The sequence below is a fragment of the Variovorax sp. SG517 genome (genome assembly GCF_013376045.1).
Taxonomy (GTDB): domain Bacteria; phylum Pseudomonadota; class Gammaproteobacteria; order Burkholderiales; family Burkholderiaceae_C; genus Variovorax.
In genome coordinates this window covers 377580-403582 of sequence record NZ_JABMJG010000005.1, presented here as the reverse complement: position 1 = coordinate 403582, position 26003 = coordinate 377580, and the positions used below count along the sequence as shown (strand labels likewise).

At 70.1% G+C, this 26003-nt stretch carries 26 protein-coding genes; 10 read left to right on the top strand and 16 right to left on the bottom strand.

What is annotated here, in order from left to right:
* Window positions 1-11: 11 nt before the first annotated feature.
* From FHT32_RS17745 to FHT32_RS17735, 3 genes are read right to left on the bottom strand one after another with little or no spacing between them, the layout of a single operon-like run.
* Complete coding sequence (locus FHT32_RS17745; RefSeq protein ID WP_176665920.1) at window positions 12-1697, bottom strand: FxLYD domain-containing protein; 1686 nt, start codon at window positions 1695-1697, stop codon at window positions 12-14.
* Window positions 1698-1739: 42 nt separating this feature from the next.
* Complete coding sequence (locus FHT32_RS17740; RefSeq protein ID WP_371132189.1) at window positions 1740-3566, bottom strand: VanW family protein; 1827 nt, start codon at window positions 3564-3566, stop codon at window positions 1740-1742.
* Window positions 3563-4168, bottom strand: coding sequence for a hypothetical protein (locus tag FHT32_RS17735; RefSeq protein ID WP_176665918.1), 606 nt, complete (start codon window positions 4166-4168; stop codon window positions 3563-3565). The genes FHT32_RS17740 and FHT32_RS17735 overlap by 4 nt, the downstream gene beginning before the upstream one ends.
* Before the next feature lie 251 nt (window positions 4169-4419).
* On the opposite strand from FHT32_RS17735, the gene FHT32_RS17730 reads away from it, so the two are divergent.
* Entirely contained in the window at window positions 4420-5088 is a 669-nt protein-coding gene (locus FHT32_RS17730) for a hypothetical protein (RefSeq protein WP_256099038.1), read from the top strand.
* 76 nt (window positions 5089-5164) lie between these two features.
* On the opposite strand, the gene FHT32_RS17725 is transcribed toward FHT32_RS17730, so the two are convergent.
* Window positions 5165-5545 (bottom strand): helicase SNF2, encoded by a 381-nt coding sequence (locus tag FHT32_RS17725; protein WP_176665917.1) that lies wholly within the window; start codon window positions 5543-5545, stop codon window positions 5165-5167.
* A gap of 187 nt (window positions 5546-5732) precedes the next feature.
* On the opposite strand from FHT32_RS17725, the gene FHT32_RS17720 reads away from it, so the two are divergent.
* Window positions 5733-6212, top strand: coding sequence for a DUF6314 family protein (locus FHT32_RS17720; RefSeq protein WP_176665916.1), 480 nt, complete (start codon window positions 5733-5735; stop codon window positions 6210-6212).
* Window positions 6213-6222: 10 nt separating this feature from the next.
* On the opposite strand, the gene FHT32_RS17715 is transcribed toward FHT32_RS17720, so the two are convergent.
* The 5 genes from FHT32_RS17715 to FHT32_RS17695 form a co-directional block, all read right to left on the bottom strand.
* Window positions 6223-6816 (bottom strand): biotin transporter BioY, encoded by a 594-nt coding sequence (locus tag FHT32_RS17715; RefSeq protein ID WP_176665915.1) that lies wholly within the window; start codon window positions 6814-6816, stop codon window positions 6223-6225.
* A gap of 36 nt (window positions 6817-6852) precedes the next feature.
* A complete protein-coding gene (locus FHT32_RS17710) occupies window positions 6853-7446 on the bottom strand; it encodes an energy-coupling factor transporter transmembrane protein EcfT (protein ID WP_176665914.1) in 594 nt (197 codons plus the stop codon).
* Complete coding sequence (locus FHT32_RS17705; protein WP_176665913.1) at window positions 7439-8188, bottom strand: energy-coupling factor ABC transporter ATP-binding protein; 750 nt, start codon at window positions 8186-8188, stop codon at window positions 7439-7441. The genes FHT32_RS17710 and FHT32_RS17705 overlap by 8 nt, the downstream gene beginning before the upstream one ends.
* Window positions 8189-8241: 53 nt before the next feature.
* On the bottom strand, window positions 8242-9081 hold the full coding sequence (locus FHT32_RS17700) for an isocitrate lyase/phosphoenolpyruvate mutase family protein (protein WP_256099037.1): 840 nt from the start codon (window positions 9079-9081) through the stop codon (window positions 8242-8244).
* Window positions 9082-9181: 100 nt separating this feature from the next.
* Window positions 9182-10888, bottom strand: a complete 1707-nt coding sequence (locus FHT32_RS17695) for a M14 family zinc carboxypeptidase (RefSeq protein WP_176665911.1) — start codon at window positions 10886-10888, stop codon at window positions 9182-9184.
* A gap of 104 nt (window positions 10889-10992) precedes the next feature.
* Between FHT32_RS17695 and FHT32_RS17690 the strand changes: the two genes are divergently transcribed.
* The 4 genes from FHT32_RS17690 (at window position 10993) to FHT32_RS17675 (ending at window position 13315) form a co-directional block, all read left to right on the top strand.
* The gene (locus tag FHT32_RS17690; RefSeq protein WP_176665910.1) at window positions 10993-11706 is read left to right on the top strand and encodes a YebC/PmpR family DNA-binding transcriptional regulator; all 714 of its coding nucleotides are present in this window, start codon (window positions 10993-10995) and stop codon (window positions 11704-11706) included.
* Complete coding sequence (locus FHT32_RS17685; RefSeq protein WP_176665909.1) at window positions 11703-12107, top strand: GFA family protein; 405 nt, start codon at window positions 11703-11705, stop codon at window positions 12105-12107. Before FHT32_RS17690 ends, FHT32_RS17685 begins: the two co-directional genes overlap by 4 nt.
* Before the next feature lie 144 nt (window positions 12108-12251).
* Window positions 12252-12950 (top strand): HAD-IA family hydrolase, encoded by a 699-nt coding sequence (locus FHT32_RS17680; protein WP_176665908.1) that lies wholly within the window; start codon window positions 12252-12254, stop codon window positions 12948-12950.
* Window positions 12950-13315, top strand: a complete 366-nt coding sequence (locus tag FHT32_RS17675) for a cupin domain-containing protein (RefSeq protein WP_256099036.1) — start codon at window positions 12950-12952, stop codon at window positions 13313-13315. Before FHT32_RS17680 ends, FHT32_RS17675 begins: the two co-directional genes overlap by 1 nt.
* 23 nt (window positions 13316-13338) lie before the next feature.
* On the opposite strand, the gene FHT32_RS17670 is transcribed toward FHT32_RS17675, so the two are convergent.
* The 7 genes from FHT32_RS17670 to FHT32_RS17640 all read right to left on the bottom strand — a co-directional run bounded on the left by FHT32_RS17670 (window position 13339) and on the right by FHT32_RS17640 (window position 20549).
* Entirely contained in the window at window positions 13339-14505 is a 1167-nt protein-coding gene (locus tag FHT32_RS17670) for an FAD-binding oxidoreductase (protein WP_176665907.1), read from the bottom strand.
* On the bottom strand, window positions 14502-15905 hold the full coding sequence (locus FHT32_RS17665; RefSeq protein ID WP_176665906.1) for an NAD(P)/FAD-dependent oxidoreductase: 1404 nt from the start codon (window positions 15903-15905) through the stop codon (window positions 14502-14504). Before FHT32_RS17665 ends, FHT32_RS17670 begins: the two co-directional genes overlap by 4 nt.
* Entirely contained in the window at window positions 15902-16282 is a 381-nt protein-coding gene (locus FHT32_RS17660; RefSeq protein ID WP_176665905.1) for a (2Fe-2S)-binding protein, read from the bottom strand. Before FHT32_RS17660 ends, FHT32_RS17665 begins: the two co-directional genes overlap by 4 nt.
* Window positions 16283-16308: 26 nt before the next feature.
* Complete coding sequence (locus FHT32_RS17655) at window positions 16309-16803, bottom strand: Lrp/AsnC family transcriptional regulator (RefSeq protein ID WP_176665904.1); 495 nt, start codon at window positions 16801-16803, stop codon at window positions 16309-16311.
* An 89-nt stretch (window positions 16804-16892) separates the two neighbouring features.
* On the bottom strand, window positions 16893-18296 hold the full coding sequence (locus tag FHT32_RS17650; protein WP_176665903.1) for an aspartate aminotransferase family protein: 1404 nt from the start codon (window positions 18294-18296) through the stop codon (window positions 16893-16895).
* A gap of 152 nt (window positions 18297-18448) precedes the next feature.
* The gene (locus FHT32_RS17645; protein ID WP_176665902.1) at window positions 18449-19381 is read right to left on the bottom strand and encodes a glyoxylate/hydroxypyruvate reductase A; all 933 of its coding nucleotides are present in this window, start codon (window positions 19379-19381) and stop codon (window positions 18449-18451) included.
* A gap of 289 nt (window positions 19382-19670) precedes the next feature.
* Window positions 19671-20549, bottom strand: coding sequence for a GNAT family N-acetyltransferase (locus FHT32_RS17640; protein ID WP_176665901.1), 879 nt, complete (start codon window positions 20547-20549; stop codon window positions 19671-19673).
* 635 nt (window positions 20550-21184) lie between these two features.
* Between FHT32_RS17640 and FHT32_RS17635 the strand changes: the two genes are divergently transcribed.
* The 4 genes from FHT32_RS17635 to FHT32_RS17620 all read left to right on the top strand — a co-directional run bounded on the left by FHT32_RS17635 (window position 21185) and on the right by FHT32_RS17620 (window position 25989).
* Entirely contained in the window at window positions 21185-21850 is a 666-nt protein-coding gene (locus FHT32_RS17635; protein WP_176665900.1) for a haloacid dehalogenase type II, read from the top strand.
* Between the two features lie 26 nt (window positions 21851-21876).
* On the top strand, window positions 21877-23169 hold the full coding sequence (locus tag FHT32_RS17630; protein WP_176665899.1) for an FAD-binding oxidoreductase: 1293 nt from the start codon (window positions 21877-21879) through the stop codon (window positions 23167-23169).
* 73 nt (window positions 23170-23242) lie between these two features.
* On the top strand, window positions 23243-24871 hold the full coding sequence (locus FHT32_RS17625) for an ABC transporter substrate-binding protein (protein WP_176665898.1): 1629 nt from the start codon (window positions 23243-23245) through the stop codon (window positions 24869-24871).
* Window positions 24872-25032: 161 nt separating this feature from the next.
* Entirely contained in the window at window positions 25033-25989 is a 957-nt protein-coding gene (locus FHT32_RS17620; protein WP_176665897.1) for an ABC transporter permease, read from the top strand.
* The last annotated feature ends 14 nt before the right edge of the window (window positions 25990-26003 follow it).

Below are 26003 nucleotides of genomic sequence, written 5' to 3'. Positions count from 1 at the left end.
CGCCGCAGGGGCTATTCGGTTTGGTATAGCGTGGTCACGCTCGCGAAGTCGCGGCCGTTCTGCTCCACGCTCGCCTGGAAGGGCACGCTCTCGCCCGGCGCAATGGCCGGCAGGTTGTCCACCAGCTTGAAGCCCGTGAGCTGCCCGTTGCGATCGCGCAGGCTCACCCACAGCCGCACCTTGCCGACGATGCCCGTGCCCGGGTTCTTCACGCTGCCGCTGACCACCACGTATTTGTACGAAAAGCGCTGGCTGAAGTTGAGCAGCACGCTGCCGATCTCGGCCTTGGTGCCCGCCACCTTCACCTCCAGCGGCTTGCGCGGGCCGGGCAGCGCCGCGCGGCGCATCGGCTTCCACTCGATGCGCGTGTCGGTGATGCGCTCCATGTCCTGCGGCTCCAGGTAGATGGGAAAGCGCTCGCCGGGATACAGGTACGCCAGCCCCGAGATCGTGGTCGTGCCGTGCGCCTTGCTGCCGCTGAAGCGCGAGATCACGCCGCCCGGCGCGAGCACGACGGCATCGGTGCTGCGGTTGACCAGTTCGCCCAGGAAGAGCCGCTGCTGGATGTTGTTGCGCCCGTCCACCAGCGGCAGCAGCTCGAGCTGCTTCTCGTCGAAGCGCTCGCTGTCGTCGGCCAGCAGGTCGTCGGTGCCCAGGCGCAGCTCGGGGTTGAAGCTCTCCGGTCCGCCCGCGGTGCGGATCACGCGCTCCGCGTTCAGCACCGGCGTGCGTCCGCCCGAGGCCTCGACGGTGCTGTAGCCGATGCGGTAGTCCCACGCCGCGATGGCCGCCGCGCGGCCGAAGCGCGAGATGCTCACGTCCACCGAGGTCCGCCCGCCGGGCTGGATCTCGTTGGCCTGCCCGTAGCCGTGGCCGAAGCCGATCACCTGCCCCGCGTCGTCGTACAGCGTGACCAGCACCTCGAAGCCGCCGAGCACGGTGGCGTCCTTGCGGTCGTTGACGATGCGGCCCACCAGCCGCACCCGGTCGCCCTGCTGCACCAGCCGCACGCGCGAGAACGCCATGCGCGGCCCCTTCACCGCGCTGTAGGGCTCGGCCAGCTTCTGCACGCGCAGCTCCTGCCGCGTGACGTTCTTGCCGCTGGGCATGTCGACCAGCATCGGAGCGCTTTCGCCGGGCTCGAGCACGGCGACCGGAAGCGTCTCGCTGCGTTCGTCGAGCTTGCTCTCGCCGTCGTAGTACACGGCCCGGATGCCCGCGCGCGACAGCGGCTTGCCCGTCTCGTTGCGCGCCACCACCAGCAGCTTGGGGGTGGCCGAGCTGCCGCTGCCCACGAGTACTTGCCGCGGCTCGTCGAGCTTGAGCCCCTCGACGGGAATGGTGCGGTCGACGGCGGCCACCACACGCTGCGGTGCGGATGTGCCGCGCGTGTCGGCATTGCGACTGCCGAGGAACACGCCCACAACGCCGAAGAGCACCACCGCGCCCACCGCGACGGCCACCCCGATGCCGACCTTGCGCATCATCAGCGCCTGCCTGCGCGCCTCTTCGGCCGCGAGGCGGCGTCCGGCCTCGTTCTTCACCTGGTTGAGCACGCGCTCCAGCCGGTCGGAGACGTTGTCTTCCACCAGCGTGACGGAGCCGCAGTGCTCGCAGGTGTATTCGTTGAGGCCGGTGCGCTTGAGCACGCTGCTGCCGCATTCGCCGCACTTGAGCGTCTGGAGATCGATGGTCATGTCTGAAATGCTGCTCCCGTTTTTTTCTATTGCAGCGGCGCTCTACCAACCGAAAGCATCGGCGAGATCGTCGGCCCGGCACGCCGCCCGCAGCGCGGTGCGAAGCGCCTCCACGTCGCCGGGTGCAATCTCGCGCGCGCCCGGCAGCGCGCCCAGGCCGCATGCCGTCGACGCCACCACCGGCACGCCGGCCGCCACGGCGCGCAGCAGCGCGCGCGGCGAGTGCTCGACATGCGCCGGCAGCACGACGACGTGGGCGCCGGCCAGCCAGTCGCCCTGCCAGTTCATGTATTCCACGTGGCCGATGCCCCGCCAGAGCCGCGCATCGTCCGAGGGCGAGCCCAGCACGCGCAGGCGGCACGGCCAGTCCTGCAGCGCCGCGGCCAGCTCGCGCGCGCCCTTGCGCGCCAGCGCGCTCGCTGCGAAGACGATGAGCGGGTGATCGGCATCCGTACGAACGACGGCCCCGGCCCGAGGCAGCGCCCATTCGAGCTTCCGCAGCATCGCCTGCGGAGCCAGGGCCGCCAGCCGCCGTGCGACTTCGGCATGCGGCGTGACGATGGCCGACGCGCGCGCCATTGCCAGCGACTCCGCACGCACCAGCGACGGATCGGCGCGGAAGTCGCGCAAGGTGGCGTCATCGGGCCAGCGCCGCGAGGCCTCGTCCAACCGCTGCTCGATGTCGGCCATCGGCAGCGCGCCTGCCAGCACGACGACGCTGCGGCCGTCGAGCGCGCCGAGGCGCTGCAGGTGCGGCAGCAGCGACTGTTCGACCACCAGCTGCGTGTGCTCCGGCTTCAGCCGCGCCGCGAAAGCCTGCGCGAGCCAGCGCTGGCCGTCGATCAGGCTGGCCTGGCGCCGTCCCGCGCGCCGGGCCCACAGCCGCTGCCACAGCGCGCGGCGCAGGCTTGCGGTCCACGGTGCCCACGGTGTCTGCGGGGCCACGGCCGCCGGCTCGCGGTGCCAGCCCGTCGCGGGCCGGCGCCAGAAGGCGAGCCGCATCGGCACCGGCTGCATGCGCTGCGCGCTCGGATGTTCCTCGCGCAGGTAGCGCGCGAACTCCGGCGTCCACGTGTCGAGCAGCGCGACGGTGAGGCCCTGCGGGCCGACATCGACCTGCGGGCGATGGCGGAAGCAGGCCGTCTGGTCGCAGCTGAGGCAGCCGCGCGCCACCGGCAGAGGGGCGCTCGCGTCTTCGTTCGTGCGGCGCATCGTGACGGGCGCGAAAGGCACGGCCGATGCTCCGCGGCCGCGGATGCGCAGCACCAGCTCCGAGCCGGTCAGCTCCACTTCGAGCCGCCACGCGTGCCTGGCGCGCACCTTCAGATCGACGTAGTTCCAGAACACCGTCGCGTCGACGGCATCCGAGCCCGGCTCGCCGGCCTGCTCGATGCGCGCCGTGTGCCCGTGCCGCTCCACCAGCTCGAAGCCCGCACGCGACGCCACCGTGGCGAGCGCGTTCGACAGCTGGCACAGCCCGCCGGCCAGCGTCGGCACCACGCAGCCGCCGCGCAACTCGCGGCCCTGCACGAAGCCGCGCCACGCGGCGGGCCTGCCCAGCTGCCGCCAGAAGCTCAGCACCTCGCCGGCCGGTACCTCGACGGCATCGAAGGCGCGGCGCGCGACGCGCAGGTTCTGCACCTTGCCGGCCACGAGCGGGAATTCGTCGGCGCGGCCGTCGGTCCACAACGGAGTGCGGTAGTGGGCGAGCACCGGCGCATCGGCCAGTGCGTGGCTGCCTTCGGTCCACCGGCGAGCCGAGGGCCGCAGCGTCTCGCGCAGCGCGTGGGCGGTGGCCAGGAGCCGCGAGCGCAGCCAGAAGTCGATCGCGTCGATGCGGCGCGGCGGCTGCCAGGCCTGCACGCTCACGCGGAGGGGCCTCGCTTGCGCCATTGGCCGAGGTCGGCTTCGATGCGCTCCTCGATGTTGCCGCTCCACTGCACGCCGAAGCCGGCCGCGCGCAGCAAGTCGACGATGCGGCGGCCCACGGCCATGGTGTTGGCCTCGCGCTGGTCGATCTCGGGAATCATCCCGCCGCTGAAGGCCAGGTGCAGGCGGCCGGTGCGCACCGCACGTTCGAGGTCCTGTGCGTGATAGAAGCAGCAGCCCCGGATGCCCGACTCCGCCCGGCCGGCCGCGCGCCACTGCTCGCGCACGTCGTCGTGGCCGTCGGCGAGGGTGTTGCCCGCGCGATGCAGCGCGATGATCTTCTCGCTGCGCAGCTGCGCGAACACGGCCTCGAGCCGGTCGTATTCGGTCTGCGCGGGCCACGCGGCCTCGGCGGCGCGCTTGGCGGCGCATGCGCTCGCTGCCTCGGCCTTGACCCAGGCACGGTCTTCGCTGGTGATTTCGTCGGGGTCGAGGTACTCGTCGGTGATCATCCACTCGACATCGGCATCGGGATAAAAGCCGCTCCACACCAGGTCGTGGATGCGTCCGCGCGTGTCTTCGGGGTCGAGAGTGAGTGCCATGCGTGTTGGGCTGCCGCCTCGGCGGCAACGGGTCATGCTTTCTTTTTTCCTGGCGGAAGCGTGCCGGTATTTTCACCCGGGCGCACCACGATGACGCGGTAATGCGAAAGCATGATGTCCGACGGCCACCCCTTCCGTATCGCACCATCATGAAGGATGCGCCATGGCAAGGCAATGCGCCTTATGGCGAAGCCGGCTCCGCCATAAGGCCGGGTTAGCCCGGGGCCGCTGGCTATGCTCGGCGGCTCTCCATGCCGCAGCAACACCGCCTTCCAGACCCCGCCTCCGCATCGGCCGACGAGCGCCTGCCCACCTCGTGGACCTCCGCCATGCCGCAGGCCACGGAGCGCATGCAAAGGACGGCCGCCGACCGGATCGCCTGGCTGGTCGCGCTGGCGGTGCTGGTGTTCATGGCCCTCTTCGGCTTCCAGGCGATGCGCTGGTCGCTGGCCGGCGGATGGCAATGGCTCTGGATGCTGGTGGGCTTGCCCTTCTTCGGCGTCTTCTCGGTGCTGTCGGTGCTGGCCGTCGTCATGAGGCTGCGCGAACGCCGCCGGGTGCGGGTGGCGCTGGAGAACATCTCGCTGGAGCGCGGCGAAGGCTTTCGCGTGGGCGAGCCGCTGGAACTGCGCTTGCGCGCGACGGTGCCGGCCGCACAGGAGGACGAGCGCACGGTGGCGCCTGAACGCATCGCCATGCGCCTGATGCGGCACCGCACAGCCGATGCCGCCGGCGAACGCTGCTGCGAAGCCGTCGCCTCGCGCGAGGAGACACGCGACGGCCGGCTACTCTATGCCTGCGAGCTGCGCGCGGAGGCCGGGCTCGATGCCTCGCGGTGGTCCGTCGAGCTGCAAGAGGCCCTGGACGACGGCTGCGCGCCCATCCTCACCGCGCAGCTGCGGCTGCTGCCCGCACGCTGATTTAAAAGGCGGACGCAAAAAAGCCGGGCCATGCATACGCATGGCCCGGCTTTCGAGTCTTCAGCTCTGCAGCGGATTACAGCGGCAGCGCATCGCCATGGGCGGCAGCGCGGGCTGCGGCACGAACCGCGGCGCGGTCCACCGAGCTGGCGACGATCGGGGCCACGCCCGACGAAGCGCCTTCGGCGTACGGGTCGCCGCTGCGGGCGGCAGCCACGGCTTCGGAGCGGACGGCAGCGCGGCTGGCGGTCGAGACGATCACCGGGGCCGGGCCGGCGTTGGCACCGGTGGCGTAGGGGTTGGCGCTGTGGGCGGCAACCACAGCCTGGCTGGCGACGTCGGCGCGGCTGGCGGCCGAGGTCAGCGGGTGCACGCCTTCATAGGTTTCGGCGTGGGCGGCGCCGGCAGCGGCCAGCAGGGCGAGGGAAACGGCGGAGAGGAGCTTCGAGGCGGTCATTTGGATGTGTCCTTCAATTGGTTCGGTTCTGGTTCTTGGTCTGGATCAGCTGAAGGGCTGGTCCATGGGAAGAATTGTGCGCCCGTTGTCTAAGTAAAAACCCTTAGACAATGGAACCACGGTGTTCACACCCTGGAAACAATCGCCCGCCAGGAAGGCGGATCGGCGCCTGTCGTAGAGTCCCCGCATGAGCGAGCCAGCCCACGCCCTTTCACCCCATCCGTCCTTCTGGGGAAGCCCCGACACCGTGTTCGACCGGCTCGCGGGCGAATGGAGGCTGCAGCGCACCATCGAAGGCCAGGCGACCATGAGCGGCGTCGCCAGGTTCACGCCGCTGGAAGCCGAGGGAATGCTCAGCTACCGCGAGGAAGGCCGCATCCGCCTGGCCGACGGCAAGGAGTTCGAAGGGCACCGCGAATACGTCTTCGAACGCGCGCCCGGCGGCTTCGCGGTGCATTTCGCCGAGACGCCGCCGCGCCTGTTCCACGCGATCGCCATCGTGCGCGACGGCAATGGGCTCGCCGGCTCGGCCACGCACCTGTGCACGCCCGACACCTACGACAGCAGCTACCGCTTCCTGCCCGACGGCACCTTCACCATCCGCCACGTGGTGCACGGCCCGCGCAAGGACTACCTTTCGGAAACTGTCTTCAGCCGGCGAGGCTGAGGGAAACCGCTCAGTCGCGGTCGAGGCGCCACGCCGGCATGCCGCGCATCACGGTCTGCACCAGCACCGCGCAGATGCCGCACTTGATGAGGTCGCCCGGAATGAACACCAGCATGGCCACCGCTGCCTGCGACAGCGACATGTGGGCGATCCACGAAAGCCCGACGATGCCGAAGGCGTAGACCACGCCGATCCCGCCGACCAGCGCGGAGAGGAAAGCCGCCGCCAGCAGCGCAAGCCCCGTCGCCCCGCCGATGCGTCGCACGGCCAGGCGCATCAGCAAGCCGCAGGCGAAGGCGCCGAACATCCAGCCGAACAGGAAGCCGCCTGCCGGCGCCACGAACACGCTCAGCCCGCCGCGGCCGCCGGGCAGCAGCGGCAGGCCCAGCGCCACCGCCAGCAGGAACAGCGCGATGGCCAGGAAGCCCCGGCGCGGCCCCAGCAGGCAGCCCGCGAGCATCACGCCCAGCGACTGCAGCGTGATCGGCACGCCGAAGGGCAGGTCGATCTTCGGGATCAGGCCGAAAACCGCCATCAGCGCCGCGAACAGCGCGATGTACGACAGCGAACGGGAGGAAGTGAGGGAGCCTGAAGTGGTGGTCATGGCAGTCGCAATCGAGAAAAGACGGAAGAAGAAGGATCAGCGCCCGAGCCGGGCGGCCAGCGCATCCGCCACGCGCTCCGCCGTCTGCAGCGTGCGGATGGTCAGCGGCGCCAGCAGCCGCAGGCCGCCGCCGTGGCCGGAGCGGGCGCGGTAGGCGTCGTCGAGGCGCTGCCACTGCACGTAGAAATTTTCGGCGAAGCGCAGCATCAGGCCAAGGCCCAGCGCGATCCGCTCGGTGGGCACGCCGAAGCGCTGCAGCGGATGCAGCACGGCCTCGAGCACCGCCAGCAGGTCCTCGAAGCGCGTGGTGAGCGTGAGCATCAGCGCGAGCGTGGCCGCGCTGGCCAGGCGCAGCGCGCTCGCCACGCCGAGCAGCGTGGTGCCCATCGCCCAGTGGAAGCCGACGATCAGCCCGCCCGCAATGGCCACGCCGAGCAGCATGCGCACGCGCCGCCACGCCGGTTGGCCGAGCGACGCGAAGATCAGCAGCACCGCCGCGCAGGCGAAGGCGAGGTACGACGGCCGCTCGACCAGCACCAGCAGCGTGCCGCACACCGACAGCACCGCGAGCTTGATCCACGCCGCGATCGCGTGCATCCACGTCGGCTGCTCCGAGTAGAGGCTACGCATGGTGGCGCCCCCGCTCCGCCGCGGCGCGCTCGCGCACGTCCTCGGCGTAGGCCTCGCACACCTCGCGGCCCGGTCCGTCGGCGCGCACCCTGCCCTGTTCGAGCCACAGCACGCGCTCGAAGTCGTAGACATGCTCGAGCAGGTGCGTGGACACGAGGATCTGGTGGTCGCTCTCTTCCAGCTGCGCGGCCAGCCGTGCCTGGCTCAGCAGGTCGAGGCTGGCGAAGGGCTCGTCGAGCAGCAGCGTGGCCGGCTCGCTGATCTGCAGCGCCAGCAGGCACACCTGCTGGCGCTGGCCCTGGCTCAGTTCGCTCACCGCGCGCCCGGCCCAGGCTTCGAGCCCGCGCCGCGCGAGGAAGTCGCGCGCCTGCTGCCGCGCTGCCTGCCGCGTCTCGCCGCGCGCGGTGAGGCTGAAGGCCAGCTCCTCGGCCACGGTCGGGAAGATGATCTGGTCGTCGGGGTTCTGGAACATCAGCCCGACGTGCTTCGCGAGCTGGCCGCGATCGGCCTGCGTGTCGCAGCCATGCACCACCACGCGCCCCTGCTGCGGCTGGTCGAGCCCGCTGATGAGGCGAAACAGGCTGCTCTTGCCCGCGCCGTTGTCGCCGACGAGGCCGATGCGCATCTCCTGCAGGTCCAGCGTCAGCCCTTCGAACACGCGGTGGCTGCCGCGCACCAGCGTCACCGCATCGAGGCGGATGCTGTGCGAAGAATCGGTATCTGACGGGCTGGGCTGCGGCAAGGGGCGCCCACTGTACCCGAACCCGCCTCGCGGGCTCGGGGTTCAGGCGAGGCTCAGGCAGTGGCGGGAAAGAGCGCGTTGAGCTCGCCGACCGACAGCATCCCCTCGCCCATCGTGCCGAAGCGGCCCTGGTCGAAAGCTTCGCCCGCGATGCGGCTCACCAGCCCCAGCGCGGACTGCAGCGGCCCGCAGCCCAGGCTGATGCGCCGCGCCCCGGCCCGCGCGAAGGCATCGGCCGACGGCGCACCCGCATAGCCCGCGTACACGTTGAGCGGCAGTTCCAGCGCGCCGGCCAGCCGCGCGATCTCGTCGGGGTCGGACATGCCCGGCACGAAGATGCCGTCCGCGCCCGCCGCCGCATAGAGCTTCGCGCGGCGCAGCGCCTCCTCGAAGCGCGCCACCGGGTCGTCCCATGGCACGAAGTAGACATCGGTGCGCGCGTTGATGAAGAAGCGCGCATCCAACCCGCGGATGGCCGCGATGCGCTCGCGCAGCACCTCGGGCGATGCCAGCTCTCGCGTGCCGGGCAGGGTGCCGTCCTCGATGTTGATGCCGGCCGCGCCCATGCCGATCAGTTCGGCAGCGACCTCGCGCACCGCCTGCGCGCTGTCGCCGAAGCCGCTCTCGATGTCCACGCTCACCGGCACGCTCGCCACGCGGCAGATGCGCGCGCAGGCCGCGAGCAATTCATCGACCGGCATGCGCTCGCCGTCGGCATAGCCCAGCGACCAGGCCATGCCCGCGCTGGTGGTGCCGATGGCGCTGGCTCCGGCGCGCTCCACGATGCGGGCGCTGGCGGCGTCCCAGGCGTTGACGAGCACCAGCGGCGCGGGGCCTTCGTGCAGCCGATGAAAGAGGTCCGTCTTCTGTTGCGCGTCGCTGGCTCGCGGCATGGTCATTTGCTCCGGAAAGATTGGGGGAAAGAACCGCAGCTTAGAAGCCACGCGCCGCCAGGACTTGGAAAAAACTGCTGTCGTTCGCTCGGGGGCGCGCCTACCCCATCAGCGCGACGACCGGATAGCGTCGCCACCCCGCTTCCGCATGGCGTCGGCCGTGCGCGAAGATGAAGCCCAGCACCGCCTGCGGGTCGCCCAGCTTGTCGGGGTTGTCGGCTTTCCATTGCTCGAACAGGCGCTTCAGCCCGGGCTCGTCTTGCAGCATGCGCAGCGCGGTGTCCTCGAAGACGTAGGCCGAGAAGTTCTCCTTCTTCTCCAGCACGCTGTTGAAGAAGCCCCAGCGCAAGAAGCTGTCGTGCGCGAGCGGTTCCAGCGTCTCGACCGCGTAGCGGGCCTGCGGCTGGTCCAGCGAGACGAGAACGTCGCCCGCGCGCGCCTGGAAGGGCTCGGTGCTTTCCGACAGCACCACCTCGTCGTGGAACATGTGGCCTTCGTAGGCGTTGGGGCGTGAGGTCACGTCGCGGATGCGGTAGACGCGCACCGCGTCGAAGAGCCGGTCTTCGTCGAGCCGCTGCAGTTCGACGCCGTTCCACGCCAGCCGCTCGATCGCCTCGCGCCATGCCTGCGGCACGAGGTAGGCCTTGGGCGCCTCGGCCGTCGCTTCCTCGATGCAGCGGTCGAAATGGACGATGTCCTTCTCCCACGGCTGGCTGCGGTCGTAGGCCAGGCGCTCGTAGCTGCCCAGCAGGCTGGGCGTGCGGACCGCGCCGTAGCCCTTGAAGCGAAGGCTCGCTGGCCGGCTGCGGTCGTTGCGCCAGGTCAGCGGCCAGCGCGCCTGCCGCGCGGCTTTCGCTTTTGCCTCGCGGCGCAGTTCCTGGATGCGCGCCGCATTCGCGATGGCGAAGTCGAGCACCGTCTCCACCAGCGCCCGCATCGAGGCCACGCGGTCGGCGAAGGGCTTGAGCATGTGGGTCTCGGGCATGAAGCCGATGGTGTGGTGCAGCGCTGCGTAGCCGGTGGAAAAGCGCGGCGTGTCGAGGAAGTCCTCGATGCCGTCGTCGGGCGTCTCGGCCAGCAGATTCATGTAGGGGCAGGTGGGCCAGCCGCGCCGCTCCATGCCGGCGTAGACCGCGGGCAGCATGTTCTCGCGCAGGAAGGCGCCGAGCCCGCCGCCGAGCTTGTCGGGCTGGGTCGGGATCAGCGTCATGGTGTAGCTGTAGTCCGCGCCGTTGGATGTGTGGGTGTCGACCATCACGTCGGGGTCCCACGCGGTGAAGAAGCGGTTGAACACCTGCGCTGCGAGGCTGTCGCACTTGATGAAGTCGCGGTTGAGGTCGAGGTGCCGGCCGTTGCCGCGAAAGCCGAACGACTCCGGCCCGAGCTGGTTCACGCGCGAGGTGTTCTGCCGGTCGATGCAGCCGTCCACGTTGTAGACCGGGATGAAGAGGAACACCGTGCGGCCCAGCGCCGCAAGCTTTTCGGGCTGCGTGCAGAAATCGCGCACCAGCGCCATGCAGGTGTCGATGCCCTCGGGCTCGCCGGGGTGGATGCCGTTGTTGTTGAAGAACACCGGGCGGCCCTGCTGCTTGAGCGTCTCGCGGTCGAACACGCCATCTGAAGTGACCACGCCGGCATGAAGGGGAACGCCGGTGTCGGAGATGCCGATCTCGCCCCAGCGCAGCACGCCGGGGAAGTCCCTGGCCAGCCGCTCGTAGAAGGCGATGCATTCGGCCCAGGTGGCGGTCTGGTTGCCGTTGCCTGCTTCGAACGGCGTGACGTACGAGGTGTCTTGTGGAGCGGTCATGGGAAGAAGGCTACAGTAGTCGCCCCTCCCGGTCATCGAGCCCTTCTTTCTTCAAAAGAGCCAGACAAGGCCGCAAGCAATACATATTCATTCAAGGAAACGACATGGGCGCCCAGTGGAAAGCCAAGCACAAGGACATCGCCGCCAACGCCAAGGGCCGGCTGTTCGGCAAGCTCGTCAAGGAAATCGTGGTGGCCGCGCGCAACGGCGCCGACCCCGCCTCCAACTCGCGCCTGCGGCTGGCGGTGGAACAGGCCCGCAAGGCATCGATGCCCAAGGACACGCTCGACCGCGCCATCAAGAAGGGCGCGGGCCTGACGGGTGAATCGGTCAACTACGAGCACGTGATCTACGAAGGCTTCGCTCCGCACCGCGTGGCGGTGATGGTCGAATGCCTCACCGACAACGTGAACCGCACAGCGCCCGAGATGCGCGTGCTGTTCCGCAAGGGCCAGCTCGGCACCTCGGGCTCGGTGTCGTGGGACTTCGACCACGTCGGCATGATCGAGGCCGAACCCGCCACGCCCGACGCCGATGCCGAAGTGGCCGCCATCGAAGCCGGCGCGCAGGACTTCGAGCCGGCCGGCGAGGACCACCCCGCCGTCTTCCTCACCGACCCCACCGACCTCGACCTCGTAAGCCGCGCACTGCCCGCGCAGGGCTTCACGGTGCTGTCGGCCAAGCTGGGCTACAAGCCCAAGAACCCCATCGATCCCGCGAGCCTGAGCGCCGAGGCGCTGGAGGAAGTCGAAACCTTCCTCGCCGCCATCGACGCGAACGACGACGTGCAGAACGTGTACGTGGGGCTGGCAGGTTGAGCATCCTCGCCGGCAGGTGCCTGTGCGGCGCCGTTCATTACGAGGTGGCGGACGAGTTCGCCTACTCGCTGAACTGCCACTGCTCGGACTGCCGGCGCGCGACCGGCTCGGCCTTCAAGCCCTTCGCCGGCATCGAGCGCGGCAAGTTCGCCATCACGCAGGGAGCGGACGGGCTGACGATCTACGGCAAGCCCGATGCGGGCGACCTGCACTGCGCGAAGTGCGGCTCGCTACTGTGCTCGGTGGTGCGCGAGGGGCAGTACGTGCACGTCACGCTGGGCACGCTGGTGGATGCGCCTTCCATCCGTCCGAGCGCGCACATCTTCGTGGGCTCGAAGGCGCCGTGGTTCACGATCACGGACGACCTGCCGCAGCACCAGGGCCACGCCGGCGGGGGCTGAGCGCGCTGCGCAAGAAGATGCCGGCCGCGCCGGCACAACCGCATCCTGTGCCGCCAGGCGCCTTCAGTTCGGAACGTGCATCCGGGCAGCGCACCTATGCTCGATGAAGCCATTCCCACTTCATCCTCCTGGAGCGCTTCCACCATGTCCCTGCAATATTTCAAGGTCCTCACCTTCGACGTCGTCGGTACGCTGATCGACTTCGAGGGCGGCATGCTCGCCTACCTGCGCAGCGTGGCGCCCGATGCCGAGGTGAGCGACGACGACTTCCTCGCCGCCTACCGGCGCGCGCGCGCCGACGGCAACGCCGGCTGGTATCCGGACGACCTCGAGCGCTGCTGGCATGCCGTGGCTCCCGCGCTGGGCCTGCCCGACACGGATGCCATCGCACGCGGGCTGCGCGATTCGGTCTCGCAATGGCCGGCCTTCCCCGACTCGGTGGAAGCGCTCGAGCGCCTGGGCAAGCGCTTCAAGCTGGTGACCATGACCAACGCCCAGGCCTGGGCGCTCGCGCACTTCGACAAGACCCTGGGCTCGCCCTTCGACATGCTGCTGAGCTGCGACGACGCGCTGTGCGAGAAGCCCGACGCGCGCTACTTCGCCTATGCACGCGGCCGCTTCGAGGGCGCCTGGGGCTTCAGGCAGGCCGACAACCTGCACGTGGCGCAGAGCCAGTACCACGACATCGGCATCTCGAAGCAATTGGGCATCACCACCTGCTGGATCGAGCGGCGCCACGCGCAGAAGGGCTCGGGCGGCACCATCGAGTCGAAGCACACCGTGCCCGACTACCACTTCCACACGCTGGCCGAGCTGGCGGATGCCGTCGAGGCGGGACGCTGATGGACATGACGGGCATCACCATCCTGCGCCAGTCGGCCACCATCGGCGGCCTCGAAGACCAGGGCACGCCCACACGGCCGCTGAGCCAGCCGCCCTGCGGGCTGAGCGGCATCGACATCGATCTCGCCGGCGCGGGCGACAACAAGAGCGGCATCTGGCAATGCGAGCCGGGCCGCTTCGAGCGCCAGCTCGCCAACGCCGAGGTCATGCACATCCTGGCCGGCGCCTGCACCTTCACGCCCACGGGCGGCGAGGCGCTGCAGATCCGCGCGGGGGACACGCTGTTCTTTCCGGCGCACACCACCGGCGAGTGGCATGTGCAAGATACCCTGCGCAAGGTCTTCGTCGTTCTCGCGCAGCAATAGGGAAAGGAACAGGCGGCAGCGGCTCAGGCCGCTTGCTGCGCCAGTTCGTTCGCGAAGCGCCCGATCGAGAAGCTCTCGATGGGCGTGGAGGTGTATCCGGTGGCGATCAGCTCGGCCATCGTCTCGCCCACGCCGGGGCTGATCGCGAAGCCCTCGCCGTTGAAGCCGAAGGCGTAGTACAGGCCCGGCACGCGCGCGCTCGGGCCCATCACGGGCTGCCAGTCCGACGTATAGCCCTCGATGCCGCTCCACACGCGGATCAGCTGCACGTGCGCGAAGGCCGGCACGAAGCGGCGCAGCTCGCGCATCTGGCGCAGCACGTTGTCGGGCTTCACGTAGGCGCGGATGTGGTCCGCGTGCGCCGGCCCCTTGAGCCCGCCGCCGAAGACGATGTTGCCGCGCGCGATCTGCCTGAAGTACAGGCCCTCGTGCTCGATGGGCGACGAGATGCCGATGGACGGCCCGATCGCATGGGGCAGCGGCTCGGTCACGCCCATCTGCGGGCCGCGAGCCTCCATCGGCACGCCTTCGCCGAACTGTTCGGCCATGCGGTTCGACCAGGCGCCGCAGGCCACGAAGAGCTGGGCCGCGCGAAAGCGCCGGCCGTCCGCCGTGTGCGCAACGAAGCCCGAATGGCCGTCGCGCTCCACGTGCATCACCTCGGCATGCTCGACGATGTTCGCGCCGGCCCGCCGCGCCGCGCGCGCGAAGGCCGGGCCGGCCAGGCGCGGATTGGCATGGCCGTCGTTCGGCGAGAGCGAGCCCGCCACGATGCCGGGCGCGAAGATGCCCCAGCGCCTGGCGAGGCCGGCCGCGTCGAACAGTTCGAGATCGAGGCCCAGCGGTTTCACGTCCCTCGCGTGCTGCTCCAGCACCGCCGCCTGCTTCTCGGTGTAGCAGACGCGCAGGTGGCCGTAGGGCACGAATTCCAGGTCTTCGCCCAGCAGTTCCTTCACGCGGCCCCAGACGGCGCGCGCGCGGTTGGCCAGCGGCATCTGTTCCAGCGCGCGGCCCTGCCGGCGCACGTTGCCGAAGTTGGTGCCGCTGGCCTGCCGGCCCACGAGTTCGCGCTCGAGCAGCGTGACCGACAGGCCGTGCTGGCGGCGCAGGAAGAAGGCCGCGGTGGTGCCCATGAGGCCGCCGCCGAGCACCAGCACGTCGGTGTCGGTCGTTGTCGTCGCGCCGCTCATGCCTGCACCTCGCGCGTGTCCATCATCAGCGGCTTGACCGGCGCCTGGGAGCGCAGCCGCCCCACCAGCTCGACCGGCACGCCGCTGGCCTGCGCCACGATCTCGGCCGATGCATGGCCGCAGAAGCGGCCCTGGCAGCGGCCCATGCCGACGCGGCTGAAGGCCTTGGCGCGGTTGACTTCGCGGCTGTCCATCTCGTCGACGCAGCGGCGCAGCTCGCCGGCCGTGACGGCCTCGCAGCGGCACACGATGGCCTCGTCGGGCAGCGACGCGGCCTGCGCGTGCGGCCACGGAAAGGCGCGCGCGAGGCCCTGGCGGAAGCGGTCCATCTGCGCCAGCGTACGGCGCAGCGCGGCGGATTCGGCGGCGTGGAAAGCGCTGCCCTGCGCGTGGCCCAGGTCCTTGAGCGCCGCGAGCGCGGCCAGCCGGCCTGCTGCCTCGGCGCCATCAGCACCGAGGATGCGAACGCCGTCGCCCGCCAGGTACACGCCCCGCGTGCTGCTGCGGCCGTCGGCATCGATGCGCGGCAGCCACTGGCGGCTCACGGGTTCGAACTCGAATTCGCAGCGCGCGAGGTCGGCCAGTTGCGTCTCCGCGCGCAGGTGCCAGCCGAGCCCGACGGCGTCGCACTCGAAGCGACGCTCGCGTCCATCGGCATCGCGCACCGCCACGGCCTGCACGCCCAGGCTGTCGTCGCCCTCGATGCGCAGCGGAACGACGCCCTGCAGCACGGGCACGCCCGCGCGGCGCAGGCCGCGGATCAGCCCAAGGCCGCGCAGCGCGAGGCGCGGCCGCGCGAGCAAACCGGCCACCGCGCCCCAGGGCTTGGAAGCCGGGGCCGTGTCGAGCACCGCCGCCACCCTGGCGCCGGCCTGCACATATTGAGAAGCCACGAGGTACAGCAGCGGGCCGCTGCCCATGAAGACCACGCGCGAGCCGATCGCGCAGGCCTGCGCCTTCAGCGCGATCTGCGAGGCTCCCAGGCTGTAGCAGCCGGCGCGGTGCCAGCCCGCCACGGGCATCAGGCGGTCGGTGGCGCCACTGCACACCAACAGCGCGTCGAAGGGCAGCGTCCGCGGCTCGCCGGCATGCACCACGTGAAGCTCGCCCGCGCTCACGTTCCAGGCGAGCGTGTCGCCGCGGTAGTCGATGCGCTCGCGCAGCGCGTCGAAGTCGCCGTGCAGCGCCTGCGCCTTCGCGGCCTCGGTGCCGTAGAGCTTGGCGTAGGGGCGCTTGAAGCCCTCGGGCTGGCGCCGGTAGATCTGGCCGCCGTCGCGCCGGCCCTCGTCGACGACGACCGGCCGCACGCCGGCCTGCACCAGCGCCTGCGCGGCGCGCACGCCGGCCGGGCCGGTGCCGACCACGACGATGCGCGGGGAGGAAGCAGCTTCGCCGCTCATGCCCCGGCCTCCGCGGCATGCCGCGCGAGCGACTGCCGCAGGTCCGGCGTGACGGGCCACTGCCGCGCCGGCGGGCGGGTCAGCACGGACATGCCCTCCTCCACCGCCGTGGAGCATGCGCGCAGGCGCTCGCCGGCCGGCGTCCACACCCAGCAGTCCTGGCAGGCGCCCATCAGGCAGAAGCCGGCGCGCGAACCGTCGCCGAACTCGCTGTCGCGCACCCGCCGCCCGTTGCTCAGCAGGGCCACCAGCAGCGTGTCGCCGGCCAGCGCGCTGCGGGCCTCGCCGTCGATGTGCAGGGTCAGCGCGGGCCGGTCGGTTTCCGCGAGCCGCACGAAGCGGGCCGGCGGCCGGGAGCGAGGCGGGGATTCGGGCATGAGAAAGGGTCGAGGGGAGCGCCGCTTCAGCGCTCGTGGGGAAAGAGCCGCTCGATCGGACAGTGCGTCTTGATGAACGGCGACTTGATGACGATGTAGCTGAAGTACTTCGAGATGCCGATGTTGCGTTCGAGCAGCCCCTCGATCACTTCCTGGTAGTGGTTCACGCCGCGCGTGAGAAAGCGCAGCAGGTAGTCGTAGCCGCCGCTCACGAGGTGGCATTCGAGCACCTCGTCGACCTCGCGGATTGCGGCCTCGAAGCGCACGAAGTCCTCGCGGTGGTGGTCCTGCAGCGTGACCTCGGTGAACACGGTGAGCGTGTCGCCGAGCTTCTCGAGCCGCAGGTGCGCGCCGTAGCCCGCGATGTAGCCGGCCTGCTCGAGCCGCTTCACGCGGATCAGGCAGGGGCTGGGCGACAGGCCGACCGCATCCGCCAGGTCGACGTTGGTCATGCGCCCGTTCTTCTGCAGCTGGGCCAGGATGCGCAGGTCGAGCCGGTCGATCTTGAAAGCTTCTGTCATGGCGGTGCCCGATAACGAAACGAGAGATCCCGATTCTGCGTCGGCGGCCGGGTCTTGCGGGTGTCTTGCGGGTGCTGGGCGGCGCCGTTTCAGGCGGCCAGCGCGGCGCGGACGTCGGGCGCGGCCAGCACCTCGTCGAGCGTCTTTTTCAGCCGCGCGAACAGCTGCGCGAACTCGTCCTCGGTGAAGGTGAGCGCGGGCGCGAAGCCGAGGATGTGGTCGCCGAAGGAACGGAACACCAGGCCGTTGCGGTAGCCGGCCGCGAAGATGCGGTCGGACAGCCCGAGCGACGCGTCGAAGCGGCGCTTGGTGGCCTTGTCGCTCACGAGCTCCAGCGCACCGAGCAGGCCGCGGTGGCGCGAATCGCCCACCAGCGGATGGTCGAGCAGCGCGTCGAGGCCGGCCGCGAAATGCGCCGCACCGCGCTGGCCGTTGGCGAGGATGCCGCCCTCCTCGTAGAGCCGCAGCACCTCGAGCGCGACGGCGGCGCCCACCGGGTGCGCCGAATAGGTCGCGCCATGGCCGATGGGAACGCCCGCCGGCGCGCCGTCGGCGATGCCGGCGTAGACCTTCTCCGACATCATGGTCGCGCCCATCGGCACGTAGCCCGCGGTCAAGCCCTTGGCCATGGTCATGAGGTCGGGCTCCACGCCTTCGGCCTCGCAGGCGAACATGGGGCCGGTGCGGCCGAAGCCGGTGATGACCTCGTCGACCACGAACAGGATGTCGAGCTCGCGCGCGGCGTCGCGCATGGCCGTGAGCCAGCCCCTGGGCGGCACGACGACGCCGCCCGAGCCCTGGATCGGCTCGCAGAAGAAGGCAGCCACGTTGTCCGCGCCCAGCTCGGCCACCTTGGCGCGCAGCGCCGCGACCGAGGAGGCGATCAGCGCCTGCGGGTCGGCGCCGTGCTCGTGGCGGTAGGCATAGGGCGAGGCGATGTAGTGCTGCGTGGGCAGCGGCAGGTCGAAGCCGCGGTGGAAGGCCGGCAGCGCGGTGAGCCCCGCGCCGGTGGACGACGAGCCGTGGTAGCCGCGCTCCAGCGAGATGAACTGCTTCTTCGACGGCCGGCCGGTGGCGTTGTAGTACTGCACGACGAAGCGCACGGCCGCGTCCACCGCCTCGGAGCCGCCCAGCGTGAGGTACACGCGCGTCAGCGACGCGGGCGTGATCTGCACCAGCTTCTCGGCGAGGCGGATCGCCGGCTCGCTGCTGAAGTGGAAGTAGCCGGTGGCGTACGGCAGCCGGCGCATCTGCTCGGTGGCGGCCTGCACCACGCTTTCCTGCCCGTAGCCCACGTTCACGCACCACAGGCCGGCGAATGCGTCGAGCAGCTGGTGGCCGTTGCCGTCGGTGAGCCATGCGCCCTTGCCCGAGGCCAGCACGGTGGGCCCGCGTTGCTCGTGCACGCGCCAGGGCGAGACGGGGTGGATGAGGTGCGCGCGGTCGATGGCGTCGAGCGCGGCTTGCTGGGGCAGTGCGGTGGGGTGCGTCATGGGTGTGAAGGTGCGAGAGCGGAAGGAGCTTTCGATGCCTTCAGCTTAGGCCGCGCGTCGCATGAGGTGGTGCTGCTTTGGGGGCGCCGCACGAAGCAGGCTGCGGTTGTGCGTGCGGCGCGCAGCAGATCGTGCGGCGGCTCTTTCTTCGCTCAGTAGCCACGCGCGCGATCGACCAGCCCCAGCATCGGCTCGCCCGCCTCGAAGCGTTCGATGTTGTCGAGCACCACCTCGGCCGCGCTCAGCGGCTGCGTCATGCTGGCGATGTGCGGCGTGAGCTGCACGCGCGGATGGCGCCAGAAGGCGTGCTCGCGCGGCAGCGGCTCGGGGTCGGTCACGTCGAGCACGGCGTCGCCGATGCGGCCGCTCTCCAGCGCGGCCAGCAGGTCGGCATCGACCAGCTGCGGCCCGCGCCCCACGTGCACGAGGCCGGCGCCTTCGGGCAGCTGCGAGAACAGCCGCGCGTCCAGGAAGCCGCGCGTCGATTCGGTCAGCGGCAGGAGGCACACGAGGATGTCGGTGCGCGCGAGGAAGGTCGGCAGTTCGCCGACGCCGGCATGGCATTGCACGCCTGCCACTTCATGCCGCGAACGGCTCCATCCCGCGCAGTCGAAGCCCAGCGCGACGAGCTGCTCCAGCACCGCCTGCCCGAGCGAGCCCAGCCCGAGCACGCCCACGCGCCGCTCGCGGGCGGTACGCACGGGCAGCGGCTTCCACAGGCCCTCCTGCTGCTGGCGCCGGTATTGCGGCATGTCGCGGTGCAGCCCGAGCACCGCATGCGTCACGTACTCGACCATGCCGCGCACGATGCCGGGCTCGACCATGCGCACCACGGGCAACTCGGCAGGAAGTGCCGTGAAGTCGAACTGGTCGACACCCGCGCCGGAGGAAAACAGCACCTTCAGGTTCGGAAAGCGCGTCGCCAGGTCATCCGGCGGCTCCCATGCCGCGAGGAAGCGCACCTGCGATGGATCGCCGATGTCGGGCCAGATGCGGAAGTCGATGTGGGGGGCGCGGCGGCGGAACACTTCGGCCCAGAGGCGGCCCCTGGCCGGGTCGGATTTATAGAGGAAGGTGGTTTTCATGATTGGCAGAACTCGACTCGGAACACGTTCACGGTGCGTGCGAATGGCACCGGGTACTCCCCTCCGCGAATGTCCCCCGCCTTCGGCTCCTCCTTTATTTCGCTGCGGGGAGCACCCGGTGCCATTCGCACATGGACGCTCTGCTCATGCCGGCGGTTCGACCGCAGCGCCCGTCGATCACGCCGATGGGGTGCCTTGCGCAGCGAAATAAAGGAGGAGGCCGAAGGCCGGGGGACATTCGCGGAGCAAGGTACCCCGTCGGCGTGATCGCGCCCCCAACGACAGGCGCTCACCCGACAGCCTGCGTGACGATGGCAAAGAGGGAAGGCCCCCCGGCCGGCGAAACGAGCGGCGCACCACGCACCATCGTCGTGGGCGCATCCACCCGCAGCAGGCCGATGCTTTCCAGGCACTCCGCCAGCCCGGTGTCGAAGTCGATGTCGATGCGCGTGAAGTTGCCGGCATTGACGCTGGCCATGTGCGCGATCAGCGCCTTCGCGCCATCGAGGTCGGGCGCCACCACGGGGCCGATCGAATGCCCGCGCCCGAAGCGCCGCAGCATCGCGAAGCCGCGCGGCTGGTTGTCGTGGTCCAGCACCACGCACGCGTCGGCGGTGGCCAGCAGGTCGGAGACGAGTGCATCGCGCGGCATGCCGCGCGCGGCGGCGTCGAGGGCCTGCAGCGCCGCGACCTCGTTCACGCCGGCAGGCCGCAGGCGCCAGCCGGGCTGCAATGCCACCAGCGGCGCGGGCTGCGCGATGCCCTGGTGCTGGCGCAGCTCGCCGGTGCGCACGAAGCCCAGCCGCTCGTAGAGGCCGCGCCCTTCGGCGGTGGCGTGCAGCAGCACCGTGCGGTCTTCCAGGCCTTCGAGCACCGCGCTCATCAGCCGATGGCCGATGCGGCGGCCCTGGCAGGCCGGCGTCACGATCACGAGGCCGACGGTGGCGTGGCGCTCGCCCCAGAGCCAGCGCAGCGCGCATCCGACGATCTCGCCGTCGCGCTCGGCCACGATGCCTTCGGCATGCGCGAACACCTGCTCCCAGTCCGCCAGCCGGTGCGGCCAGCGCAGCAGGTTCGTCAACGCGTGGGTGGACGGCAGATCGGCGGGCGTCATCGGTCTGAGCACCACGCCGTCGCCGGCGGGTGCATTCGGGGTCTGGTCGGGCATCGGAGAGTCTCTCGGCGAGGAAATGTCCCTGCCATCTTGGACGACATCGGCGCGCGAGGCCAGACCGAAATAGCGCCCCGGCGCAACTTGCAAGCTTCGGCTGCCGCGCGCCCGGGTTTTGCAATTCGCTGCGGTGAGGCGCCCGCGTACGCATACAAATGCTGCGGCAAGCTGCCTAGGATCGATCGCCGCTTCCGCGGTGCCCTATAGATCCGAGTCCATGCAAGCCTTCGACCCGCGACAGATCCACTTGCCTTCGGGCCGCGCCGTCGCCGTGCAGCGGCAGCGCCGGCTTCGCGATTCCTGCCGGGGGTTACCACCCATCGGCCATCTGAAAGGACCCGGGGCGCCGCTCGGCCGCGGCCCATCTGCGCTTCAAAAGCGTGCTGATCGACTTCGCCGCGACGCACCGAGGTGCACCGCCGCACGCATGAAGGGCAGACCGCATGGCATGCCGTCGCCGGCCCTCCAAACCGCAGCTTCGTCGCGGCAGGCAACGTATTTCCCTACAACTGCCGAGCGACTGCGTGCTGCAATCAATCCGTAATTTGCTTGTCGCAATTGCCATCTGAAGAAGAGGCCTGCGGCCGGTTTTTGGACAACCACCGAACCACCGAAACAAAGGACCCGAGACCATGACTTTCAAGCCCAAGTACGTGACCTTCGACTGCTACGGAACGCTGACCCGCTTCCGCATGAAGGAGCTGGCGCGCGAGTTCTTCTCCGACCGCATTCCGGCCGACCGCATGGAGCAGTTCATCGCCGACTTCTCGGCCTACCGCTTCGACGAGGTGCTGGGCGCGTGGCAGCCCTACGAGGTGGTGCTGAAGAACGCCGTGCGGCGCCTGTGCCGCAAGTGGAAGATCCAGTACTTCGACATCGACGCGCAGCGCATCTACGACGCCGTGCCCACCTGGGGCCCGCACGACGACGTGCCCGCCGGCCTGGCCAAGGTGGCCAAGGAAATTCCGCTGGTGATTTTGTCGAACGCCTCGGACGACCAAATCCAGAAGAACGTCGCGTTGCTGGGCGCGCCCTTCCACCGCGTCTACACCGCGCAGCAGGCCCAGGCCTACAAGCCGCGCCTGACGGCCTTCGAGTACATGCTCGACTCGCTGGGCTGCAACCCCGAAGACGTGCTGCACGTGTCGTCCAGCCTGCGCTACGACCTGATGTCGGCCGACGACCTGGGCATCGTCAACAAGGTGTTCGTCAACCGTGGCCACGGCCCCGGCAATCCGGCCTACCGCTACACGGAAATCAAGGACATCGGCGGCCTGCCGGGCGTCGTGGGTCTCTGATCTTTCCTGCCGGAAGCAGCCTCGCCATGAAGCTCGACTCCTACTGGACCGATTCGGCCCCGGCCTTCGTGCCCGAAGCCCGCGAGCTTCCGGCGCAAGTCGACGTCGCGATCGTCGGCGGCGGCTTCACCGGCCTGTCGGCGGCGCTGGCGCTGGCCCGGCGCGGTGCCAGCGTCGCGGTGCTGGAAGCCGGCACGCGGGTGGCGGCCGAGGCCTCGGGGCGCAACGGCGGCCACGTCAACAACGGCCTGGCCGTCGACTATGCCGATGTGGCGGCCAAGGTCGGTGTGGAGCGCGCGCGCGGCTGGTATCACGCGTACGACGCGGCGGTCGACACGGTGGCGCGGCTGGTGCGCGAGGAAGCCATCGACTGCGACTTCATGCGCCACGGCAAGCTCAAGCTCGCCACGCGGGCCAACCAGATGGCGGCGCTGGAGCACAGCGCGCGGCGCCTGGTCGACGACGGCGTGGACTGCGACGTGGAGATACTCGACGCGGCGCGCGTGCGCGCGGAAGTGCAGAGCGATCGCTTCCACGGCGGCCTACTCTACAAGCGCAGCGGCCAGATGCACATGGGCCGCTTCGCGCACGGGCTGGCCGCGGCCGCGCAGCGCGCCGGCGCGCAGATCCACACCGGCACCGAGGTGCGCCGCATCGAGCGCGTGGGCAGCGGCCATGCGCACCGGCTGCACACCGCGCGCGGCACGGTCGCGGCGCAGCAGGTGCTGCTGGCCACCGGCGCAACGCGCCACGGCGGCTACGGCAGCTTCGGCTGGCTGCGCCGGCGCATCGTGCCCATCGGCAGCTTCATCGTCGTGACCGAGCCGCTGGGCGAGCAGCGCGCGCGGGAGCTGCTCGCGGGCCGGCGCACCTACACGACCATCGCGAACATCCACCACTACTTCAGGCTCACGGCCGACCACCGGCTGGTGTTCGGCGGGCGCGCGCGCTTCGCGATCTCGAGCCCGCAGTCGGACGCGGCCAGCGGCGAGATCCTGCGCGCGGGCCTGGCGGAGACCTTTCCGCAGCTCGGCGCGGTGCGGCTCGATTACTGCTGGGGCGGCCTCGTCGACATGACGCAGGACCGCCTGCCCCACGCCGGCGAACGCGACGGCCTCTACTACGCCATGGGCTACAGCGGCCACGGCACGCAGATGTCGGTGCACATGGGCGAGCGCATGGCTGCCGTGATGGGCGGCGACGCGCAAGCCAACCCCTGGCAGGGCCGCGACTGGCCCGCCATTCCCGGCCACTTCGGCCCGCCGTGGTTCCTGCCGGCGGTGGGCCTCTATTACCGGCTCAAGGACAGGCTGGCCTGAGGGCAGGCTGTCCGGCGTTCGTTCTTTCTTTCGACTGGTTTCTTTCACCCCACGGCCCCCAGGAGCACTCACCATGAGCGACAGCAGCAGCGACTACAAGAGCTTCCAGAACCTCGTCGGCCCCGACGAAAGCCTTCGCGTGATGGCATCGCTTCGACGCGGTGCCACGCGGCGCGACATTTTGTCGATGCTGGTGGCCGGCGGCATGCAGGCCACGCTGGCGGGCAGCCTCGCTGGCGTGGCCGTCTCGGCCCACGCGCAGGCGCCGCGGCGCGGCGGCCGCATCCGGGTGGCCGGCGCTACCGCCGCGGCCACCGACACGCTGGACCCCGCCAAGCAGTCGAACCAGACCGACTACTCGCGCGGCAACATGATCTACAACTGCCTCACCTCGCTGGACGGCAGCCTCACGCCGCAGCCCGCGCTGGCCGAGTCGTTCACCACCAAGGACGCCAAGACCTGGGTGTTCACGCTGCGCAAGGGCGTGGTGTTCCACGACGGCAAGGCGCTGTCGCCCGCCGACGTGGTGTTCTCGGTGATGCGTCACAAGGACCCGGCCACCGCCTCCAAGGCCAAGGTGCTCGCCGACCAGATCGAGAGCGTGAAGGCCACCGGCGCGAACGAGGTGACGGTGGTGCTGAGCGCCCCCAACGCCGACCTGCCGGTGATCCTGGGCACCTTCCACTTCCACATCGTCAAGGACGGCACCACCGACTTCAACGCCGGCATCGGCACCGGCCCCTACAAGCTCAAGGAATTCAAGCCCGGCATCCGCTCGGTGGTGGTGCGCAACGATGCCTACTGGAAGCCGGGCAAGCCGTACCTCGACGAGATCGAGTTCGTCGGCATCGGCGACGAGAGCGCGCGCGTCAACGCGCTGCTGTCGGGCGGCATGGACCTGGTGGGCTCGGTCAACCCGCGCTCGGTGGAGCGCGTGAAGGGCACGCCCGGCTTCGGCATCTTCGTCACGCAGTCGGGCCAGTACTCCGACCTGGTGATGCGCAAGGACGTGGGCCCCGGCGCCAACCCCGACTTCGTGCTCGGCATGAAGCACCTGTTCGACCGCGAGCAGATGAAGAAGACCATCGCGCTCGACTACGCGGTGGTCGCCAACGACCAGCCGATCGACCCGACCAACCGCTTCCACTTCGCAGGCCTGCCGCAGCGCCCCTTCGACCCCGAGAAGGCGAAGTTCCACCTGCAGAAGGCCGGCATCACCGGCAAGGTGCCGATGGTGGCTTCGCCCGCGGCGCTGTACTCGGTGGAGATCGCGCTGATGCTGCAGCAGACCGCGCAGCGCGTCGGCCTGGAGATCGACATCAAGCGCATGCCGGCGGACGGCTACTGGTCGAACCACTGGCTCAACAGCCAGGTGGGCTTCGGCAACGTCAACCCGCGCCCGAGCGCCGACGTGCTGCTCACGCAGTTCTTCCAGTCGGGCGCGGCCTGGAACGAATCGCGCTGGAAGAGCGAGAAGTTCGACCAGCTGCTGCTGGCCTCGCGCGCCGAGACCGACCTGGCCAAGCGCAAGCAGATGTACGCCGACATGCAGACCATGATCCACCAGGACGCGGGCATCGGCATTCCGCTGTTCCTGGCCAGCATCGACGGCCACAGCTCGAAGCTCAAGGGGCTGTCGCCGATTCCGCTCGGCGGCCTCATGGGCTACAACTTCGCAGAGAACGTCTGGCTGGATGCATGAGCACACCCCCAGGCTTCGCGCACTTCGTGTCGCTGCGCCAACCCCCTTGCAGGGGGCGACACCTGCGGCCCGGCAAAGCCGGTTCCGCGGTGTCCCCCGAACAGGCCGGGCTACGCCGGCCCGCGGTGGGACATGGCAAATAGGCAATCGGAGTCGCTGACATGAATCAGGTAATCCTCAAGCTCCTTGCACAGCGCATCGCGCTCGCGCTGCTGTCGCTGCTGGCGGTGTCGGTGATCGTGTTCTCGATCACCGCGGTGCTGCCCGGCGACGCGGCCGAGGAGCAGCTCGGGCAGGACGCCACACCGGAGGCGCTGGCCGCGCTGCGCACGCAGATGGGGCTGGATGTGCCGGCGCCGAAGCGCTATGCGCAGTGGCTGCTGAGCATGGCGAAGGGCGACCTCGGCCGCTCGGCCACCACGCAGATGCCGGTGTCGGAACTGGTCGCGAGCCGGCTGCCCAACTCGCTGCTGCTGGCTGCCGTCACGGCCCTGTTCTCGGTGCCTATCGCGCTGGCGCTGGGCATCGCGTCGGCGGTGTGGCGCGGCTCGTGGTTCGACCGGGCGGTCTCGACCTCCGCGGTGGCGGTGGTGTCGGTGCCGGAGTTCCTGGTGGCGACGCTGGCGGTGCTGGTGTTCGCGGTGAAGCTGCGATGGTTGCCGGCGCTTTCGTTCGTCAGCGACATCGATTCGCTCGGCCAGATGCTGCAGGCCTTCGCGATGCCGGTGCTGGTGCTGTGCTGCGTGATCGTCGCGCAGATGATGCGCATGACGCGCGCGGCCGTCATCGACCAGCTGGAGGCGCCCTACATCGAGATGGTGCGGCTCAAGGGCGCCTCGCCGATGCGCACGGTGCTGGCGCATGCGCTGCCCAACGCGGTGGGGCCGATCGCCAACGCCGTGGCGCTGAGCCTGTCGTACCTGCTGGGCGGCGTGATCATCGTCGAGACCATCTTCAACTACCCGGGCATCGCCAAGCTGATGGTCGACGGCGTCTCGCAGCGCGACATGCCGCTGGTGCAGACCTGCGCCATGATCTTCTGCGGCGCCTACCTGATCCTGGTGACCGCGGCCGACGTCTGCGGCATCGTCGCCAACCCGCGGCTGCGGCATCGCTGACGAGGCAGAGCCAT

Excerpts from the sequence above, each read along its gene's own strand:
- FHT32_RS17700 (WP_256099037.1), bottom strand. The coding sequence starts at position 9,081 with ATGCCGCGAGCCAGCGACGCGCAACAGAAGACGGACCTCTTTCATCGG.
- FHT32_RS17730 (WP_256099038.1), top strand. The coding sequence starts at position 4,420 with ATGCCGCAGCAACACCGCCTTCCAGACCCCGCCTCCGCATCGGCCGAC.
- FHT32_RS17630 (WP_176665899.1), top strand. The coding sequence starts at position 21,877 with ATGAAGCTCGACTCCTACTGGACCGATTCGGCCCCGGCCTTCGTGCCC.
- FHT32_RS17645 (WP_176665902.1), bottom strand. The coding sequence starts at position 19,381 with ATGAAAACCACCTTCCTCTATAAATCCGACCCGGCCAGGGGCCGCCTC.
- FHT32_RS17625 (WP_176665898.1), top strand. The coding sequence starts at position 23,243 with ATGAGCGACAGCAGCAGCGACTACAAGAGCTTCCAGAACCTCGTCGGC.
- FHT32_RS17710 (WP_176665914.1), bottom strand. The coding sequence starts at position 7,446 with ATGCGTAGCCTCTACTCGGAGCAGCCGACGTGGATGCACGCGATCGCG.
- FHT32_RS17620 (WP_176665897.1), top strand. The coding sequence starts at position 25,033 with ATGAATCAGGTAATCCTCAAGCTCCTTGCACAGCGCATCGCGCTCGCG.
- FHT32_RS17695 (WP_176665911.1), bottom strand. The coding sequence starts at position 10,888 with ATGACCGCTCCACAAGACACCTCGTACGTCACGCCGTTCGAAGCAGGC.
- FHT32_RS17715 (WP_176665915.1), bottom strand. The coding sequence starts at position 6,816 with ATGACCACCACTTCAGGCTCCCTCACTTCCTCCCGTTCGCTGTCGTAC.
- FHT32_RS17635 (WP_176665900.1), top strand. The coding sequence starts at position 21,185 with ATGACTTTCAAGCCCAAGTACGTGACCTTCGACTGCTACGGAACGCTG.
- FHT32_RS17650 (WP_176665903.1), bottom strand. The coding sequence starts at position 18,296 with ATGACGCACCCCACCGCACTGCCCCAGCAAGCCGCGCTCGACGCCATC.
- FHT32_RS17725 (WP_176665917.1), bottom strand. The coding sequence starts at position 5,545 with ATGACCGCCTCGAAGCTCCTCTCCGCCGTTTCCCTCGCCCTGCTGGCC.
- FHT32_RS17640 (WP_176665901.1), bottom strand. The coding sequence starts at position 20,549 with ATGCCCGACCAGACCCCGAATGCACCCGCCGGCGACGGCGTGGTGCTC.
- FHT32_RS17680 (WP_176665908.1), top strand. The coding sequence starts at position 12,252 with ATGTCCCTGCAATATTTCAAGGTCCTCACCTTCGACGTCGTCGGTACG.
- FHT32_RS17660 (WP_176665905.1), bottom strand. The coding sequence starts at position 16,282 with ATGCCCGAATCCCCGCCTCGCTCCCGGCCGCCGGCCCGCTTCGTGCGG.
- FHT32_RS17720 (WP_176665916.1), top strand. The coding sequence starts at position 5,733 with ATGAGCGAGCCAGCCCACGCCCTTTCACCCCATCCGTCCTTCTGGGGA.
- FHT32_RS17675 (WP_256099036.1), top strand. The coding sequence starts at position 12,950 with ATGGACATGACGGGCATCACCATCCTGCGCCAGTCGGCCACCATCGGC.
- FHT32_RS17665 (WP_176665906.1), bottom strand. The coding sequence starts at position 15,905 with ATGAGCGGCGAAGCTGCTTCCTCCCCGCGCATCGTCGTGGTCGGCACC.
- FHT32_RS17655 (WP_176665904.1), bottom strand. The coding sequence starts at position 16,803 with ATGACAGAAGCTTTCAAGATCGACCGGCTCGACCTGCGCATCCTGGCC.
- FHT32_RS17745 (WP_176665920.1), bottom strand. The coding sequence starts at position 1,697 with ATGACCATCGATCTCCAGACGCTCAAGTGCGGCGAATGCGGCAGCAGC.
- FHT32_RS17690 (WP_176665910.1), top strand. The coding sequence starts at position 10,993 with ATGGGCGCCCAGTGGAAAGCCAAGCACAAGGACATCGCCGCCAACGCC.
- FHT32_RS17670 (WP_176665907.1), bottom strand. The coding sequence starts at position 14,505 with ATGAGCGGCGCGACGACAACGACCGACACCGACGTGCTGGTGCTCGGC.
- FHT32_RS17735 (WP_176665918.1), bottom strand. The coding sequence starts at position 4,168 with ATGGCACTCACTCTCGACCCCGAAGACACGCGCGGACGCATCCACGAC.